At 64.4% G+C, this 17,625-nt stretch carries 13 protein-coding genes and 2 pseudogenes; 5 read left to right on the forward strand and 10 right to left on the reverse strand.

Annotated features, from left to right (window positions below; all coding sequences use genetic code 11):
- Window positions 1-24 precede the first annotated feature (24 nt).
- The 3 genes from ACQCS0_RS11220 to ACQCS0_RS11230 form a co-directional block, all read right to left on the reverse strand.
- Window positions 25-876, reverse strand: coding sequence for a transglutaminase family protein (locus ACQCS0_RS11220; protein WP_426939774.1), 852 nt, complete (start codon window positions 874-876; stop codon window positions 25-27).
- Window positions 873-1,799 (reverse strand): alpha-E domain-containing protein, encoded by a 927-nt coding sequence (locus tag ACQCS0_RS11225; protein WP_056339904.1) that lies wholly within the window; start codon window positions 1,797-1,799, stop codon window positions 873-875. Before ACQCS0_RS11225 ends, ACQCS0_RS11220 begins: the two co-directional genes overlap by 4 nt.
- A 75-nt stretch (window positions 1,800-1,874) precedes the next feature.
- Window positions 1,875-3,431: a circularly permuted type 2 ATP-grasp protein gene (locus tag ACQCS0_RS11230; protein ID WP_354155738.1), complete on the reverse strand. Its 1,557-nt coding sequence runs from the start codon at window positions 3,429-3,431 to the stop codon at window positions 1,875-1,877.
- Window positions 3,432-3,544: 113 nt separating this feature from the next.
- On the opposite strand from ACQCS0_RS11230, the gene ACQCS0_RS11235 reads away from it, so the two are divergent.
- Together ACQCS0_RS11235 and pepN are read left to right on the forward strand one after the other, a co-directional pair.
- Window positions 3,545-4,618, forward strand: a complete 1,074-nt coding sequence (locus ACQCS0_RS11235) for a YeiH family protein (RefSeq protein WP_426939775.1) — start codon at window positions 3,545-3,547, stop codon at window positions 4,616-4,618.
- Between the two features lie 52 nt (window positions 4,619-4,670).
- Entirely contained in the window at window positions 4,671-7,286 is a 2,616-nt protein-coding gene (pepN, locus tag ACQCS0_RS11240; protein ID WP_354155739.1) for an aminopeptidase N, read from the forward strand.
- A gap of 17 nt (window positions 7,287-7,303) precedes the next feature.
- On the opposite strand, the gene ACQCS0_RS11245 is transcribed toward pepN, so the two are convergent.
- The 3 genes and pseudogenes from ACQCS0_RS11245 to ACQCS0_RS11255 form a co-directional block, all read right to left on the reverse strand.
- Entirely contained in the window at window positions 7,304-8,410 is a 1,107-nt protein-coding gene (locus ACQCS0_RS11245; protein WP_426939776.1) for a lipoate--protein ligase family protein, read from the reverse strand.
- A gap of 114 nt (window positions 8,411-8,524) precedes the next feature.
- Window positions 8,525-8,782 carry a type B 50S ribosomal protein L31 gene (locus tag ACQCS0_RS11250; protein WP_111909496.1) on the reverse strand — a complete coding sequence of 86 codons (258 nt, stop codon included), beginning with the start codon at window positions 8,780-8,782 and terminating at the stop codon, window positions 8,525-8,527.
- Between the two features lie 137 nt (window positions 8,783-8,919).
- A pseudogene (locus ACQCS0_RS11255) lies at window positions 8,920-9,351 on the reverse strand (TrmH family RNA methyltransferase); the annotation flags it as partial.
- 494 nt (window positions 9,352-9,845) lie between these two features.
- On the opposite strand from ACQCS0_RS11255, the gene ACQCS0_RS11260 reads away from it, so the two are divergent.
- The 3 genes and pseudogenes from ACQCS0_RS11260 to ACQCS0_RS11270 all read left to right on the forward strand — a co-directional run.
- The gene (locus ACQCS0_RS11260) at window positions 9,846-10,430 is read left to right on the forward strand and encodes an SGNH/GDSL hydrolase family protein (protein WP_354155742.1); all 585 of its coding nucleotides are present in this window, start codon (window positions 9,846-9,848) and stop codon (window positions 10,428-10,430) included.
- Window positions 10,431-10,919: 489 nt separating this feature from the next.
- A complete protein-coding gene (locus tag ACQCS0_RS11265) occupies window positions 10,920-11,390 on the forward strand; it encodes a hypothetical protein (RefSeq protein ID WP_354155743.1) in 471 nt (156 codons plus the stop codon).
- A gap of 45 nt (window positions 11,391-11,435) precedes the next feature.
- Window positions 11,436-11,651: pseudogene (locus tag ACQCS0_RS11270) on the forward strand (triose-phosphate isomerase); the annotation flags it as partial.
- A gap of 74 nt (window positions 11,652-11,725) precedes the next feature.
- On the opposite strand, the gene ACQCS0_RS11275 reads toward ACQCS0_RS11270, so the two are convergent.
- From ACQCS0_RS11275 to ACQCS0_RS11290, 4 genes are all read right to left on the reverse strand, one after another.
- A complete protein-coding gene (locus tag ACQCS0_RS11275) occupies window positions 11,726-14,116 on the reverse strand; it encodes a DUF2156 domain-containing protein (RefSeq protein ID WP_354155744.1) in 2,391 nt (796 codons plus the stop codon).
- A gap of 870 nt (window positions 14,117-14,986) precedes the next feature.
- Entirely contained in the window at window positions 14,987-15,880 is an 894-nt protein-coding gene (locus ACQCS0_RS11280; RefSeq protein ID WP_354155745.1) for an RNA methyltransferase, read from the reverse strand.
- Between the two features lie 7 nt (window positions 15,881-15,887).
- Window positions 15,888-16,673: a sulfite exporter TauE/SafE family protein gene (locus tag ACQCS0_RS11285; protein ID WP_104061457.1), complete on the reverse strand. Its 786-nt coding sequence runs from the start codon at window positions 16,671-16,673 to the stop codon at window positions 15,888-15,890.
- A gap of 18 nt (window positions 16,674-16,691) precedes the next feature.
- Window positions 16,692-17,477 (reverse strand): ABC transporter ATP-binding protein, encoded by a 786-nt coding sequence (locus tag ACQCS0_RS11290; RefSeq protein ID WP_354155746.1) that lies wholly within the window; start codon window positions 17,475-17,477, stop codon window positions 16,692-16,694.
- Window positions 17,478-17,625 lie beyond the last annotated feature (148 nt).

Raw genomic sequence — 17,625 nt, forward strand, 5'->3', positions numbered from 1 at the left:
AGGTGAAGTCCCCGCCTTAGAGGCCTAAGCCAGCCGGGTGATTTCCACGCTCACGCTGAGCGCCGAGCCTCCACCGCCGGACAGGATGCCCTTCAGTGGCGGCACGTCCCGGTAGTCACGTCCCCTGGCAACAGTGACATGGTAGTCGCCTGCCGGCTTGTGGTTGGTGGGATCCCAGCTGCGCCACTCGCCGTCCCAGAACTCCAGCCACGCATGTGACTGGCCTGCAACAGTCTCGCCGATGGCCGCCGTCGACCTCGGGTGCAGGTAGCCGGAGACGTACCGGGCGGGAATGCCGCAGCTGCGCAGCGCGCCGATGGCGAGGTGCGCGAGGTCCTGGCAGACGCCCTGCCGCTGTCCCCAGGCCTCCTCGGCGTTGGTGGTGACCGCAGTGGAACCGGACATGTATGCCATCTCGCCGCGCATCCATTCGAAGATGGCCATGGCTGCCTGGTGCGGGTTCTTGCCCGCCACGACACCTGGAATGATGCCCAGTACCTCGTCACCGGGACCGCTCAGCTGGGACTGCGGCAGCCAGTCACTGAACGTATTAAACGATTCCTTCGATGCCAGGACGTCCCAGCCGGCGATGTCGGAATCGGCCGGGATTTTTTCCGCCCGGTGCACTTCGACAGTGATATTGGAAACGACCTCCAGGTGGTCGTGCGGCATCTGCATGTCGAAAGCGGTGACCCGCGTGCCCCAGTAGTCCCGGTAGTTGCCCACGGCCGCCTGCGTCGGCGACACCTTGAGCACGGATTCAAGGACCACCTGCTGGGGGTCGGTCAGCGGGGTCATGCGGGCTTCGTTGTAGGAGAGCGTGACGCGCTTGTTGTACTTGTAGGCCGTGGTGTGGATGATGCTCAGCCGGGTCATGAAACTTCTCCCACCCAGGCGAGCTCGTCTGCCTGATTGAAGTATTTTCGGGAAATGGCGTCCGAGGCCTGCGAGACGGCCTTCTGCACGCGTTCCATATGCTCGGGCAGTTCGGACATCAGATCGTCCGTCCGGTGGAACTCGAGGAACGTACGGGCCTGGCCCACGATCCGGCGGGCATCGTTGATGAAGCCCACCCGCTGCGCCGAAGGGTCCAGCTTGGCGAGGCACTCATCAGCGTCGCGCAGGGCGTAGACGATGGACCGCGGGAACAGCCGGTCAAGCAGGAGGAACTCGGCTGCATGCTGGTCCCCGAACGCGGCCCGGCGCGTCCGCAGGAACGACTCATAGGCCCCCGCGCACCGCAGCATGTTGACCCAGGACATACCCGCAGAAAGCACATCCCGGGTGGAAAGCATCCGCGCCGTCATGTCCGCGCGCTCCAGGGACCGGCCCAACACCAGGAACAGCCAGCTTTCGTCATGGCTCACCGTGGTGTCGGCCAGGCCGCTGACCATGGCCGTGCGTTCCAGCGTCCAGTTGCAGAAGCGGTACGTCCCCACGACGTCCTTACGGTGCTGGCTCAGCCCGTAGTAAGTGGTGTTGAGGCTTTCCCACAGGCCCGAGGACACGGTCTCGCGGGCACGGCGGGCATTCTCGCGTGCGGCGCCCAGCGACCCGGCGATGGAGGTTGCGCTGGTTTTGTCATACGCCAGGGCGTGAAGGAGTTCGGGCAGGCCGAAGTCTTCGCTCTGCGGCCGGGCACCCATGACTGCGAGCAGTTCCTGGGCCACCCTGCGGCGTTCGTCCATGGGGAGGTGGTTCAGGCGTTCCAGGTGCACGTCCAGGATGCGGGCGGTGCCGTCGGCCCGCTCCACATAGCGTCCGATCCAAAATAGGGACTCAGCAATACGGCTAAGCATTCGCGGTGACCTCCTGCGCGTCCGAAATCTGTGGGGATGACCCCGTGAACAATTGTGCCGGTTCGATGGCCGGGGTCACTGCTGCTGCTCCGACTGGCGGTCGCGCCAGTTGCTCTCCACTGGCCAGACGGATACCCGTTCGCGGATGGATATGGTGGGCCGCGGAACAGTTTCCACCGGCACCTGGGGTGAGTCTGCCAGCACCCAGGTGTCCTTGGAGCCGCCGCCTTGGCTCGAGTTCACTATCAGGGAGCCTTCCTTGAGCGCCACCCTGGTGAGTCCGCCGGGGAGTACCCAGACGTCGTCGCCGTCGTTGACGGCAAAGGGGCGCAGGTCCACGTGCCGCGGGCCGAACTTGTCCCCGCCCAGGGTGGGCACGGTGGAAAGCTGCAGGACCGGCTGGGCGATCCAGCCCCGCGGGTCAGCGATGACCCGTTTGCGCAGGGCCTCGAGTTCATCGTGGGAGGCGTCCGGCCCGATGACCAGGCCTTTGCCGCCGGAGCCGTCCACGGGCTTCACCACGAGCTCAGCCAGGTTGTCCAGGACATACTCCCGGGATTCCTTCTCCTCGAGCCGGAACGTGTCCACGTTCGCGATGACGGGCTCCTCGCTGAGGTAATAGCGGATGAGGTCCGGAACATAGCTGTAGACAAGTTTGTCGTCGGCCACGCCGTTGCCCACGGCATTGGCGATGGTCACGCCGCCGGCCCTGGCAGCGTTGACCAGTCCCGGGCAGCCGAGCATGGAATCCGAGCGGAACTGCAGAGGGTCCAGGAACTCGTCGTCGATGCGTTTGTAGATCACGTCCACGCGCTGTTCACCGGCCGTGGTTCGCATGTAGACGCGGTTGCCGCGGCAAATGAGGTCGCGGCCTTCGACAAGCTCCACGCCCATCAGGCCGGCCAGCAGGGTGTGTTCAAAGTAGGCGCTGTTGAAGACGCCGGGGGTCAGCACCACTACCGTGGGATCGTCGACGCCGGCGGGCGCCGTTTTGCGCAGGGCGGACAGCAGCCGCCTGGGGTACTCTTCCACGGGCCGGATGAGCTGCTGGCCAAACGCTTCGGGCAGGCCTTTGGCCATGGCCCGCCGGTTTTCCAGCACGTAGCTGACACCGGACGGCACCCGCACATTGTCTTCCAGGACGCGGAAGGTGCCTGCTGCGTCGCGCACCACATCGATGCCCGAGATGTGCACGCGGACCCCGCCTGCTGGCTCGAAGCCGTGCACCTGACGGTGGAAGTGGGCGCTGGTTGTGACGAGCTGGCGCGGGATGACGCCGTCTGCCACCACGTTCATTTTGTCGTAGACGTCGTTGAGGAAGGCTTCCAGGGCCCGGACGCGCTGCGCCACGCCCTTTTCCAGCACGGTCCACTCATCGGCGGGGATTACGCGCGGGACGATGTCGAGCGGAAACGGCCGCTCCTCCCCCGCGAAGTCAAAGGTGACACCGCGGTCCAGGAACGTCCGTGCCATGGAGTCAGCCCGGGCGCTGACGTCAACGAGGGAGAGCTTGCTCAGGGCATCGGCCACCTGACCGTACGACTCCCGCGCTTCCTGGCCGGGGGCGAACATCTCGTCGTAGGCACCCGTGCGCCCGGCGGCCTCGGAGTAATCCTGGAATAGGTCTGACATGTCCTTTAGCCAACCATCTTTTTGTTTCGAATTCATTACTGCCATCCATTGTGGCGTGTTGCCGGGGCAACGCCGGTTCGTTGGATCCGTGTCCTATCCGGCAAGGTTAGTGAGTGCCAGAGACAAGTAATGCCGGGAGCATCGGAGACAGCGGGAACAGCCACAGCGGACTGCGAGCCAGGCTTCGTGGACTGACGATACGTTCCGGCAGGCTCCTGCCCGGCCTCCTGACAGCCACCCCCGCGCTTGGCGTTGCCTTCGCCGTACATGCCATGGTGCCGGCACTGCCGGCCATGACCATCGCGGTTGCGTTGGGCCTGCTTGCCGCCAACCTGCCCGGCACGGCAACGTGGATCGCCGGCCGGGCCAGGCCGGGCCTCGACTTTGCGGGCAAGCACCTTATGCGCGGAGGCATAATCCTGCTGGGCCTCAAAGTGAGCATCATGGACATCCTGGGCCTGGGCTGGCTGGCCATGGTCCTCATCACTGGCGTGGTGCTTCTGAGCTTCGGCGGCACGTACCTGCTGGTGCGGTTGTTCCGGCTTCCGCGTGAGACCGCGCTGCTGGTGGCCACCGGCTTTTCGATCTGCGGGGCGTCCGCCATCGGAGCCATGGCGGCTGTGCGCCGGATCCGGCATGCGGATACCGTTCTGCCGGTGGCGTTGGTGACCTTGTGCGGCACCTTGGCGATCGGCATCCTGCCGCTGCTGATGCATCCCCTGCACTTGAGCCCCCTCGCTTTCGGTGCCTGGACGGGTGCGTCGGTGCACGACGTCGGCCAGGTGGTGGCTACGGCGCAGACTGCCGGCACCGCGGCACTGGGCATCGCCGTCGTCGTTAAGCTCACCCGCGTGCTGCTGCTGGCACCGGTTGTTGCCGTGGCGGGCCTGCACCACCGCAGGAGCACATCGGGCCAACATGCGCTGCCGCCGCTGGTGCCCCTGTTCGTGGTGGGTTTCGTGGCCATGGTTGCCATCCGGTCCACGGGCTGGCTCTCCGACGGCTTGCTCGACGCCGGTTCCGGGCTGCAGGACATTCTCCTGGGAGCGGCCCTGTTCGGGCTCGGGTCCGCTGTCAGGATCCGCACACTGCTGCACACCGGAGCGAAGGCACTGCTCGCAGCGCTGGCGGCATGGCTGCTGATCGCGTTGCTGGGCCTTGCTGCGGCACTGCTGATGACAGCCTAGGCTGCGGCGGGATGGGGCGCGGCAGGCCCGGATCCCGTGATTAGATAGCGGAGTGTCACATGAGAATCTGCAGCGCAATGAAGCCGCTCAACGGTCAGAGCTGATCAGCACCCACAGTTACGACGTTTCCCTGGATGTGCGGCAGGCAGCGGACCCGGACGTGGCGGGCTACACCAGCCGCAGCGTTATCAACTTCTCCGCAGCCGTGCCGGGCCAGGGGCAGGCGGCGGCCACCTTTCTGGATTTCATCGCCGGCGAAGTCCACAGCGTGTTCCTCAACGGCAAAGGGCTCTCCGTGGCCGACGTTGTGGATGGTTCCCGGATCCGCCTGGACAACCTGCAGGCCGAGAACCAGGTCACCGTCACCGGCACCGCCCTGTACAGCCGGTCCGGCGAGGGCATGCACCGCTTTGTGGATCCCGCCGACGGCCGGTGCTACCTCTACACGCAATACGAACCCGCCGACGCACGGCGCGTGTTCGCCAACTTTGAACAGCCCGACCTCAAGGCCGAGTACACGTTTCACGTCATGGCACCGTCCGGCTGGGAGGTGGCCTCAAACGGTATGGAAGCGGCCCGCACGCAGCTGTCGAGCGATCCGGACACCAGCCGCTGGGACTTCGCCACCACCCGCCCCATGTCCACCTACATCACTACCATCCTTGCCGGGCCTTACTTCAAGGCCCAGGACCACTGGAGCGCCGCGCTCAACGACGGCACACCGCTGGAAGTACCACTGTCGCTGTACTGCCGTGCTTCCATGGCGGAATCCTTCGATGCCGCGGAACTCTTCCGCATGACCAAAAATGGGCTGAACTTCTTCAACCGGCTGTTCGACTACCCATACCCCTGGGGGAAATACGACCAGGCCTTCGTCCCGGAATACAACCTGGGCGCGATGGAAAACCCAGGCTTGGTCACCTTTACCGAAAGCTATGTGTTCACGTCCCGCGCCACCGACGCGCAGTACCAGGCCCGGGCGAACACGCTAATGCACGAGATGGCGCACATGTGGTTCGGGAACCTCGTCACGATGCAGTGGTGGGACGATCTGTGGCTGAAAGAGTCCTTCGCGGACTACATGGGCACCCTCGGCGTGGACCGTGCCACCGACTGGGACACCGCGTGGGTGAACTTCGCCAACAAACGCAAGGCCTGGGCCTACGTCCAGGACCAACTGCCCACCACGCACCCGATCGTGGCCGACATCCCCGACCTCGAGGCCGCCAAGCAGAACTTCGACGGCATCACCTACGCCAAGGGCGCGTCCGTGCTCAAGCAGTTGGTGGCGTATGTGGGGTTTGACGCGTTCATCGCCGGCTCACGGCAGTACTTCCGCGACCACGCCTACGGAAACACCACCCTGGCGGAACTGCTGAAGGCCCTCAGCGCTGCTTCCGGCCGGGACCTTACCGGCTGGGCTGCCGCCTGGCTGCAGACCTCCGGCATCTCCACGCTGTCGCTGGAGACTATAACGCACGACGGCGTCCTGGGCGCCGTGACGATCGTCCAGGATGCGGTGGACCCCGTTACCGGACGGGAGGAACTGCGGCCGCACCGGCTGCGTGTGGGCTCGTACAACTTCGACGCCGACGGCGCCCTGGTCCGCATCGGGAGCGTCGAAACCGACGTTGCCGGAGCACGGCCGGAGATCCCGGAACTGGCCGGGCAGCCGCGGCCCGCCCTCCTGCTCGTTAACGATGATGACCTCACCTACGCCAAAGTACGGCTGGACCCGGTGTCCGAGGCGACAGTCCTGGCGTCGCTGGACCGGATCACCGACCCCATGGCCCGCGCCCTCTGCTGGACCGCGCTGTGGAACTCCGCCCGCGACGGGGAAAGCCCCGCCTCGCGCTATGTTGAGGCCGTGACGTCGTTCGGACCGGCCGAAACGGGAGTCGGCGTGCTGCTGAACATCCTCGAGAACGCCTCCACCGCCGTCGAACGCTACACCCCCGTGGCCCAACGCGACGCGGTGCGCGGCTCCCTCCTGGCGGCCGCCGACGCCCAGCTGGGGAAGGCAGCGCCGGGTTCGGACCACCAGCTGGCCTGGGCGCGGACGCTCGCCGCCGCCAGCCGTCACGACGCCGCCCTCCTCCCCCGGCTCAGGGGCCTGCTGGACGGCTCCGTGGTGGTGGACGGCCTGGCCGTGGACGCCGAGCTGCGCTGGAGCCTCTGGCACGCCCTGGCGGCCAACGGGCAGGCCGCCCCCGACGAGCTGGACGCAGAACTTGAACGGGACACCACTGCCTCGGGCCGGGCGGGCCATGCCACGGCGATGGCTTCCCGGCCGGAACCCGGCGTAAAGGCCGCCGCCTGGCAGGAGGCCGTGGAGGGGACGGAGCTGTCGAACCAGCTCCTCAGCGCCAGCATCGCCGGCTTTGCGACCGCTCCCGCTGCCCTGCTGGACCCTTATGTGGAGCCCTACTTTGAGTGCCTCCGCGTCGTCTGGGACCAGCGGAGCATCGAAATCGCCAGCCGGATCGTCCGGGGGCTGTACCCCCTGGCGCAGAACCTGCCGGCGGGGACACCGCCAGCGGAGCACCCCGTGGTGCTCCGCACGGATGCCTGGCTGACGGCCAACACTGACGCGCCCCGGGCGCTGCGCCGGATCATTGTGGAGCAGCGGAGTCACCTGCTCCGCGGGCTCACCGCACAGCTGCAGTAGGCCACTCCGGCACGGGCTTACGGGACCCGGTGCAGCCAATCCTCGGCGCCGAACTTGGTGGTCACCCGGTCCCGGGCGGCACTGAGTTCGGCGGCACTGAGTTCGGCGGCAGTGAGTTCGGACGGGGTGGCTGCGTACCGTTCGCTGAACACTTCCATCATGGCGCCGATGATCTCCGTGCGGGCCAGTCCGGTCTGCCTGCGCAGCGGATCAACCCGTTTCTTGGCGCTGCGCGTGCCCTTGTCCGAGAGCTTCTCCTTGCCGATGCGCAGCACCTCGACCATCTTGTCGGCGTCGATGTCGTAGCTCATCGTGACGTGATGCAGCATCCCCCCGTTGGCGAGGCGCTTCTGGGCAGCACCGCCGATCTTGCCCTGGTCCGTGGCGATGTCGTTCAGGGGCACGTAAAAGGCTGTCACCCCGATTTTTTCGAGGGCGGCCATCACCCAGGCGTCCAGGAATGCGTATGAGTCCGCGAAGCTGATCCCGTCCACCAGCGTCTGCGGCAGGTACAGGGAGTAGGTGATGCAGTTTCCGGCCTCCATGAACATGGCTCCGCCGCCACTGATTCGGCGGACCACACTGATGCCGTGCCGGGCTACGCCATCCGGATCCAGCTCGTTCCGAAAGGACTGGAAACTGCCGATCACCACGGATGGTTCCTCCCAGTCCCAGAACCGCAGGGTGGGGTTGCGACGGCCGGCGCCCACCTCTTCGGTCAGCACCTCATCCAGGGCGACGTTAATATGCGTCGGCAGCACGGCGGGGGCGATGATGTTCCAGTGGTGATCTGTCCAGGCCGTTGCCTTCGCCAGCGCGCGGCGGACCGTGACGGACACGGCGTCGGCCGAAAAGCCGAACAGGACGGCGCCGGGAGGCAGCCAAGCGGTGACGGCCGCGGACAGCTCCGCCGCCGTCGTGCTTTCCGGAAGTCCTGTCAGCGCCCGGTTGATGGCGGGCAGCGCCTCGTCAGGTTCGAGGAAAAAGTCGCCGCTGACGGAGACATCGGCGAGGAGACCGTCCACAACGTCGAAGTCCACCACCACAAGTTTGCCGCCGGGGACTTTGTACTCACCGTGGTGGCTGCGGGGGCGGTCTTCAGCGGCAAATGGCGAGGCGATCATGCCATCCATCCTGCCCCACGATCAGGGCTCCCCGAAACGATAATGCCCAGGACGCAAAAAGCCCGCACCGTTGCCGGTGCGGGCTTTCCAAAGAACCTTGGGGGGTGAAGTGAACTACTTCGCGCCGCCGAAGCCCTTGAAGCGAGCGTTGAAGCGCTCGACGCGGCCTGCAGAGTCCATGATGCGCTGCTTGCCCGTGTAGAACGGGTGGGACTCGGAGGAGATTTCGACGTCGATAACCGGGTAGGTGTTTCCGTCTTCCCACTCGATGGTCTTCTTGGAAGACACTGTGGACTTGGTCAGGAAACTGACGCCGGAAGCCAGGTCGTTGAAAACAACAGCTTCGTACTTCGGGTGGATATCAGACTTCATAATGGGGCCTTTGTTCGCACAACTGGATTTTGCCAGCTGCCAGGTATGAATGGGATGGCTGGTGTCTGCTTCACTGCCGCAAGGCAGAAAGCGCAGGACAGCCAGCTCATAATAATAGCTGATCAACGCGGACCCTGCTAACCGCGGGGCCGGAGTTCCCAGAACGCCACGGCGGAGGCCGCCGCCACGTTGAGGGAGTCCACTCCTGCGCGCATGGGAATCTTCACGGCGAGGTCGGCGGCAGCAAGCGTCCCGGCGCTCATGCCGGCGCCCTCAGTGCTGAGCACCAGGGCCAGCCTGTCCGGATTACGCGCGGCGAGCCCGTCCACATCCACGGCGTCCTCGGTGAGTTCAAGCGCGGCCACCGTGACGCCGGCTTTCTTGAGCAGCGACAGGTCCCCCGGCCAGGACTCAAGCCGCGACCAAGGCACCTGGAAGACCGTTCCCATGCTGACCCGGACACTGCGGCGATAGAGCGGATCGCCGCAGCGCGGCGAAATCAGGACGGCGTCGATGTCCAGTGCCGCGGCCGACCGGAAGATGGCGCCCGCGTTGGTGGGTGTTGCAATGTGCACGGCCACGGAAGGCATGTCCCGGCTCAGCGCCTCATGGCCGGACCAACCCCGGTCTCGGCCTCAACTTCGTCCACGCAACGAACTCCACTGCTCGTAAGACGGAGCGACCTGTCCCCCGCCACAGCCACAGCCTGAGGAAAAGTTTCGTAAGTCAATCGAATCCACGTTCACAGCGGGCGGATCAAAGGTGGGGGTTGCTGCCAACTTGCCATGGCTGCCGTTTGGATATTCCTGCCTGCTTTTCGGGAGGGCGGTAAGATTACACAGATCATTGCTTGCCTTGGTGGATTTTGTCGTTGCTGAAACTGTTGGAGGAGTAGGTGGAACAGTCGTCCCTGCACCGCCTCCCTAAGACCACGGCGGCCGGAGCTGCGATGCTGATTGTTTTGAGCGCATGTGCTCCCGCAGGCGTCCACCCGCAGCCTGTGTTCACACGGCCAGTATCGGCGCCCTCGCCCACGTCCGGCGGCATTTCTAAAACGGTGTCAATGGATCCCGCGGTCACGGTTGTCGTGATTGGAGACTCGCTGAGCACGGGGCTTGGAACGTCACCAAAACAGGCGTGGCCCAAACTCCTGCAGTCGGTACCCCTGCCCGACAATCGGGCGGTTGAAATCATTAATGCTGCCCAGAACGGCAGCGGCTACCTGGCCACCGGTGTCGACGGCGACACATTCCGTATGGAAGTCCAGGCGGCAGTCACACCTGCGACCGACGTGATCTTGTTCTTCGGATCCGACAACGACAAGGGGGCAGATCCGGAGGAGCTCAAGGCGGCGGTCGCGGCAACGTTCGACGCCGCGTCGTCCCTGGCTCCCAAGGCCACTCTCGTCGCGATCGGTCCGCTGTCCGGCAGCGAGGGGCCGGATCAGGTGCTTGCCGACGTGAGCAGCTCTGACGCTTCCGCCGCGCAGGACATGGGTGTGAGATTCGTTGATCCCATAGCCGATCACTGGATCAGCGACCGCGCCGATGTTCTGCTCGGGCCGGACGGTGAACACCCCAGCGCCAGGGGACAAAAATTTCTGCGCGACAAGATGAAGCGGATTCTTAGCGCAGCCCTAGCCAGCTGAAAAGGCCCCCTCTGCTTGGGGATTTCCAAGCTGCAGACTTATAGGATCCAGCTGTGTACTCGATTTCGTTCGTGAGCGGTCCGGTGCCCGTTGTGCGGCTGCTCTGCTGTCGGCAGAAACATGAGCACCGCACGAGGCCGACGCCGGGCGGAAACTGTAGCCAGAGGCCGGGCGCGTAATCTCCGCACAGATTCCGGGAACAGTGAGTAAGCTGCGAACTTCGGAAGCTTACCTGTACCTGCCGCCGGCGTACCAAGTCCAGGACCGCCCGGACCGCCCGGACCTGGTCCTGGTGCACGGACTGCCGGGAAGCAGCCGGGACTGGGTCACATCAGGTCAGATCAACGCCGTAATGGACCAGTACGCTGCAGCCCACAAGGGTCTGGCCCCCGTGGTGGTGATGCCGGATGCCAGCGGCAACCATGCCAGCGACCCCCGCTGTGCCTCGACAGGAAATACGGGAACGCCGCCACCTACCTCGCCAGGGATGTGCCTGCCTGGGCGAAGTCCTCGCTGGTCGCCGGAAGCGGTGGCTCCCGCGACTGGGCCATCGCCGGTTTCTCTTACGGCGGCACGTGCGCAACCCAGTTGGGGGTGAATTATGCCGATCAGTACCCAACCTTTCTGGATATCCCCAGTGAGGACCAACCCACCATCAACGGCGGCAGGAGCGCCTTGGTGCGGAAATACTTGGACGGTGATGAGGCGGCCTTTGCCCGCCAGAACGACGTCGATGTGTTGAAAACAGGCCGGTTCCTGGGCACGGCCGGCGTGGTCACCGTGGGTGCCGATGACTCCTTTTACCGTCCGCAGGGAATCATCGTATACACGGCCGCCAAAGCCGCGGGAATGGAGATGCAGCTTCATCAGGTTCCGGGCGGCCACACATGGCACGCCTGGAGTGCTGGCCTCCAGAATAACCTTGACTGGTTGATGCGCAGATACGGCACCCTGCCCTGACCGGCGGCATCGGATTTGGGCCGGACCCGGTGCACGCCCTTCTTCGGCTCACGGCCGGGGACCACGCCCGCTCAGCTGCGCGGCGCAGTCGAAGGCCTCACCGCCGAATGGGCCGCCGGGCTCGTTGTCGCCTATGAACCGGTATGGGGATTTGGAACCGGCGAAGTTGCAGGTCCGGAAGATGCGCAGGAAATGTGCGTAGCTATCCGTGCGCAACTGGCTCACCTCTTTCACGAAAATATCGCCGTAAACACCCGCGTGGCCGCCCGTAGGTGCAATCGCCCACGGAAGGTTTGACGCGGGTGCCGAGCCGTCAGACCCGGGGATGGACTCGCTCATGGATGGTTTTGACGCCGGATGATGCGGCCCACGAGTTGCAGAGCGTCCCCGAGTGAAATGCTGGGAACGTAGGCGCGTGTGAGCGCCTGGGCGATACCGGGGAGGGCGGCTGAGTCAGGGTAGGTCATGAAGAGGGTCTGGTAGCGGGGGTGGAACTTGCCTTTAAAGGCCAGGAGGGACCGGAATCCGTAAACCGGTTCAAGGGCCGAGCCCAGGGCGTTCAGGATCCGTTCCAGACCGTTGGGCCCTGCATCGTCCCGGATTTGGTCCGGGGTCCCGCTGCCGGGTATCCGGGCCAGGGGCGCTGCAGAGAGGCTGATGAACCCGAGACCTTCCTCGCGCAGGCTGCTGGCCGCCGAGGCGATAAGGAACTCGATGGCGGGTCTGAACCCGTCGCTTCGCCTCCTCATGACATCAAGGGTCCGGCCGGTGATATTCCCGTGCCGGTAAACCGGCAGCCAGGACGTTACAGCGTGTACCCGGCGCTCGCGGTCGACGGCGATCAGGCACTGGACTTCGGGGTCGTCGAGCTCGTCCAGTCCTCCCAGGGTAAAGCCCATTTCCGGCATGTTGCGCTCGGCCACCCACTCTTCGGAGACTTCCTGGATTTGTGACTGAATGACGCGGGAAGCTGCAGGGTAAGTGACCCATTCCGCGTAGATCCCTGCTTTGGCTGCCTTGTTCAGTGCGGTGCGAATGTCCTGGAACTTTTTTCCCTTGAAGGACAAATTTTCCAGGGGAAGAACAGTTTCCTGTCCAACCTCTGCAGCCTCCCAGCCGAGAGCCACGGCCGTGTCCCGGACGTCCTGCGGGACCGAGTACAGGCACGGTGTCCATCCGTTCGCCCTACAATACAGCGAAAATTCCGTGATCAGCTCGGTCATCCGGGTCTTCGGGCCGACCGGTCCGCCGAGCGTCAGGGCCACCGAAGCGATGACCCGGTAAGCGATGAAGCTGTCCCCTAAACGTGAAAACCAGTACCTATTCCCGGACCACAGTGTCATCCATGAGATGGAACTGCCCTCCCCTGCCGTCAGGATGGCGCGGGCTTTGGCTTTGTCATCCCCGGAGTGTGTCGGACGAATCCCGAGGAAGGTTCGCAGCACTAAGGCACCGGTCACGGCCCAGAACACGATACCGACGCCTTCATACAGAACGATGGCCGGAAATGTCTGCGGGAAGAATGCGGGCAGAACGTCGACCGCGAACCCTAGCGGGAGGAACCGGTCCGGGACATCGGCAAGCAGCCCTGCGGGGGTCGGAACCGGGCTGAAATCCTGGGCCAGGACCAGACCGCTGCCGATATAGAGCACAGCCAGGGCGACGGCGAGCACCAGCACTTGGATAGCGAGCCGGGCGTACGTGCCGCGTGGAGCAGCTACCGGAAACAACCGCCGGCACGCCACCAAAACCGTCAGGAGCAGCAGAGGCATCAGCAACGGGACTACTAGGGACAGCGGATGGGCAGGAAAACTGCCTGACAGGTTCGCTGAAACGACCTCACCGGCTACCGAGTCCTGGCCAGTTGATTGAAGCACCTGGATCAGCACCACGAGCGAAAGCGCCGACAGGCAGGATTGGAGAACCAAGACAGCTCCCCAAGCGAACCGCCGGCCACGGCGTAGCCCCTCGGCAAGGAGCAACAACAACACCGACGGGACGATGGCCATGAAGAGGCCACCCGCGCCGGCCCTGAGCTGCAACCGCGCAGCCTCGCATTCCCTGTGCCTGCCGGCGGCGGTGCACAGATCCTGCACTGTCTGGGCGTCAACGGGTTCAATCCCGGTGAACAGCAGGCGCAGCACAGACAGCGGGCCCATAGCGTGCGGAACCAGCCCCGCGATGACCGGCCCGATAGCGGACACTGCGACCAGCACGGCCACGAGGACCCTGCCCTCGTGTCGGCTGCTCACAAAGATTTTCCTCCGGGGGCGCCGACCCAGAAACAACGGCCCCAGCAGGGCACCTGTTGCCCCGGCTATCAGTCGGGCCAGATCGGCGAAACCGCCACTGTAAAGGGCCAGGAGGACCAGCAATGCGAAAATGCCCAGCCGAAGCCGGCGCCTCCACAACGTTCCCATCGCTGCCGTACCTGCAGCAGCCACCCCCCAGGCCAGCAGGCTCGGGCCCGCAAAGTACATCCCGCCCATCAGCCATTCACCCGCAAGCGGGCGAATCAACTGCCAGAACCCCATGGCTGCCAGAACCCCCGTGAACTGTGCCAGCGAGGCCACCGCCACCACTCTTGCGCTGCCGAGACGCCGTTCCACAGGCACGCCAACCACCAGAATCAACACCGTGCCGAGCACATAACCAAACAGGTCCCTGGCCCAGAAAGCCGACGACACCACCGTCCACCACCGACCCGGAACGGTGCGCACCGTCACGGCAACGTTGGAATCCCACCCAGGCGCAGCCGTCGTGATAGCAAACCAAAATGTAAGCCCCAGCACCCAGAAAAGAACAACAAAACCCATAGTCGCTGGAGCACCCCGGAGTGTTGAAAGGAAGCGTCGCCCCAGACGCCGGAGGCGGCCACCCACGGACCCGTACCCCGGAAGAAGACGTGACAAAAGACTTCCCTTCACGAATTTCACAACAGAGCGCGCATGCCGATCCTCAAAATACCACTTGCCCACCGGCATGGCCGCTGCCCTGGACTCTCAGCCCGACATCCCGCAGAGACGCTTGTGTGGCCGGGATCTGCCCCCGCCAGCCACTCCACGACACACTGCCTGCAATCATCAGGGTTGGCAACGCTGCGCCATCGCCCCTGCACCGCTCCCGACGAGTAGGCAGCTGCCCGCCGAAACGGATGTGGGCGAAGGCGACCTTTGTATGAACTTGGCCGGAACACGACGGGAAAGATATGTGATGCGCCCGCCCGCACCGAGGAACGACGGAGAAGTCCACCGGAAATTGTGGCCACGGCCAGCCCGGCCGCCCCTCCAGCCGGTCCGGCGCAACCAGGAACCAAAACGTGGAACACCACCGACAGCGAGGCCGGTCGATGACTCCTGCCCAAAAACACAAACCCGACAAATTCAGGAGTCAGCACGACCCCGAACCGGATCGGTGGGTACTGGCTTAGGCACGCGGCGCGGCAGGGCTGCGACACCCATCCCCTATATTTCGCCTGAGCCCGCTATCAGATGAGTCCAATCGTCGGTCTGTGACTGGCAGCCGACCCGGCTGGGATCATGCCAAACGAAGGCCCCTGATAAGGACGTTATCCGACTTCCTCTCACTGACATTCGTTACCTCGTCGCGTAGAACGCCACAGCCGACGAGGAAGCAACATTCAGTGAATCCACGCCGTTCATCATCGGAATCGTCACTCGGGCATCGAGTAATTGATCGGTCTCGGGCTTCAGCCCGTCGCCTTCGGTACCGAAGATCAACACCAGGTTCTGATGATCCTGGGCCACCAACTCATCAAGAGTGATGGCTCCCTCCCCCAGAGACATGCCGGCTATGTAGTAGCCCGCCTCTTTCAGCTGTTCGATACCAGCTGGCCAAGGGTCAATCCTCGTCCACGGCACCTGGAAAACCGTGCCCATACTGACCCTGATCGAACGCCGGTACAACGGGTCAGCGCATTGCGGCGTGATCAACACAGCGTCGACACCGATCGCCGCTGCCGACCTAAACACGGCTCCGACATTTGTATGATCGGTCAAGTCCTCCAGAATCGCGATCCTTGATCGTCCTCGTGTATGGGCGCGATTTGGCTCTCGTACTTTGGAACCACTGACAATGGTGTGGGCCACTATGTCCTCCAGGACCGCGACCCGGTGCGCGCCAGCCAGCAGCTCGTGGAGGGGCACCGGTTCCGGCCGCTGCATTGCGGCCATGGCGCCGCGGTGCAGGTGGAACCCGGTGATCTCTTCGAGCAGGGCGGCGCTGCCAATGAAGGCGGGAACGTCCGGGTAGGCAGTGAGGAGATCCTGCAGGTTAGCCAGCCATTTCTCCGCCAGGAAGAACGACCTTGGCCGGTGGCCGGCCGCTAATGCCCTGCGTAGGACCCGCGAAGATTCGGCGATGTACATTCCTTCAGCCGGTTCGCGGAGCTTCCGCAGGTGCACGTCCGTCAGCTGCGTGTAGTCGGAGACGCGGGGGTCCCCGGCGGATTCAAGATAATGGATTGTCACCGGCTGATTATTTCAGCAGGTTGGCGATCATAAAGCCCAGCGCCATCAGGCCGAGCGCAAAGATGACGGTCCGCAGCACAGCCGGGGACAGCCGCCGCCCAACTTTGGAGCCCAGAAGGCCGCCGATTGTGGAGCTCACGGCGATCAGGAGCACCACCAGCCAGTTGATCCGGTCAAAGGCGAAAAGCAGGTAGGACACGGCGGCCACGAGGTTGACGCCGAGGACCAGAATGTTCTTCATGGCGTTGGCGTTCTGGATGGTGCCGGTGAGGAATACGCCCAGGATGCCCACCAAAAGGATGCCCTGGGCGGCCACGAAGTATCCCCCATAGACGCCGGCCAGGTACACCAGGACAATCAGGAGAATGCCGTGCCTTTTGTCCTTGATGGCGTGCTCGGGGTTTTCCTCGCGATTGCGGACCCAGGCCTGCAGCCGCGGCTGGAACACCACCATCAGCAGGGCAAGCACCAGGAGCACCGGGGCCACGTAGTGGAAGACCTTCTCCGGCAGGTGCAACAGCAACCATGCCCCGGTGATGCCGCCCAGCAGCGACGCCGGCAGGAGCTTCAACAACTGCAGGCCGCGGCCCTTGAGCTCGCGGCGGTACCCCCACGCACCCGCTGCGGTGCCGGCCACAAGGCCCATAGCGTTGCTCATGGAAGCCACCACGGGAGTGACCCCGAGGGCGATCAGGACCGGGAACGTGACCAGGGTGCCGGAGCCTACAACGGCGTTAATGGTGCCGGCCCACAGGCCGGCAAAAAACACAAAGATGCTACTGAGAAGATCCACGGTTGGCGGCGCTGCGGCCTAGCGGCGGGCGGTGGCGGTGTAGCGGCCAGCGTTGACGGTGACGTCGAGTTCCACGCCAAATGTCTTGCTGAGGTGCTCCGCCGTCAGCACGCCCGCGAGGGGTCCGGCTGCCACCACGTTGGAGTCTCGGAGCAACATCGCGTGGGTGAACCCCGGTGGCACCTCTTCGAGGTGGTGGGTAACCAGGACAATGGCCGGAGCGGACTCATCACCGGCCAGTTCGCTGAGGCGGTGCACCAGGTCCTCGCGCCCACCCAGGTCCAGGCCGGCCGCAGGTTCGTCCAGCAGAAGAAGTTCTGGATCAGTCATGAGGGCGCGGGCAATCTGTACCCGCTTGCGCTCACCCTCGGACAGGGACGCGAAAGCCCGGTTCAGGAACGGACCCATGCCCCAGTCATTCAGCAGCCTGAAGGCCCTGCGTTCGTCAGCCTTTTCATAGCCTTCACGCCAGCGGCCCGTGACACCGTACGCCGCGGTGACAACAACATTGAGGACCGTTTCGTGCCCGGGAATCTGGTTGGCCAGGGCGGCGGAGGACAGGCCGATGCGGGGACGGAGTTCAAACACGTCCACGGAGCCGAGGATTTCCTCCAGGATGCCGGCAATGCCGCTCGTTGGGTGAAGACGGGCCGCGGCAATCTGCAGGAGAGTGGTCTTGCCTGCGCCGTTGGGTCCCAGGATGACCCAGCGTTCGCCCTCTTTAACCTGCCAGTCAACTTTGTTCAGGAGCGTTTTAGCCCCACGGACAACGCTGACGGCGGCCAATTCAAGAACATCACTCATAGGAGTAGACACTAGGACAAAACAGGGGCGGACTGATAACTGATGCTTGGGCAGCGATACGGGTCACAGTCGCCGCACGCCTGCCGGCCCGCAGGGGTTCGCCATCAACCTGGCGCAATCAATTCGGAAGACCCTGCCCCGCTGACTA

It is taken from the genome of Pseudarthrobacter sp. S6 (assembly GCF_050156575.1).
Taxonomy (GTDB): Bacteria; Actinomycetota; Actinomycetes; order Actinomycetales; family Micrococcaceae; genus Arthrobacter.

What these genes read in the sequence shown, in the direction of transcription:
- ACQCS0_RS11220 (WP_426939774.1), bottom strand. Translation starts at nt 876, where the DNA reads ATGACCCGGCTGAGCATCATCCACACCACGGCCTACAAGTACAACAAG.
- ACQCS0_RS11225 (WP_056339904.1), bottom strand. Translation starts at nt 1,799, where the DNA reads ATGCTTAGCCGTATTGCTGAGTCCCTATTTTGGATCGGACGCTATGTG.
- ACQCS0_RS11230 (WP_354155738.1), bottom strand. Translation starts at nt 3,431, where the DNA reads ATGTCAGACCTATTCCAGGATTACTCCGAGGCCGCCGGGCGCACGGGT.
- ACQCS0_RS11245 (WP_426939776.1), bottom strand. Translation starts at nt 8,410, where the DNA reads ATGATCGCCTCGCCATTTGCCGCTGAAGACCGCCCCCGCAGCCACCAC.
- ACQCS0_RS11250 (WP_111909496.1), bottom strand. Translation starts at nt 8,782, where the DNA reads ATGAAGTCTGATATCCACCCGAAGTACGAAGCTGTTGTTTTCAACGAC.
- ACQCS0_RS11260 (WP_354155742.1), top strand. Translation starts at nt 9,846, where the DNA reads ATGGATCCCGCGGTCACGGTTGTCGTGATTGGAGACTCGCTGAGCACG.
- ACQCS0_RS11290 (WP_354155746.1), bottom strand. Translation starts at nt 17,477, where the DNA reads ATGAGTGATGTTCTTGAATTGGCCGCCGTCAGCGTTGTCCGTGGGGCT.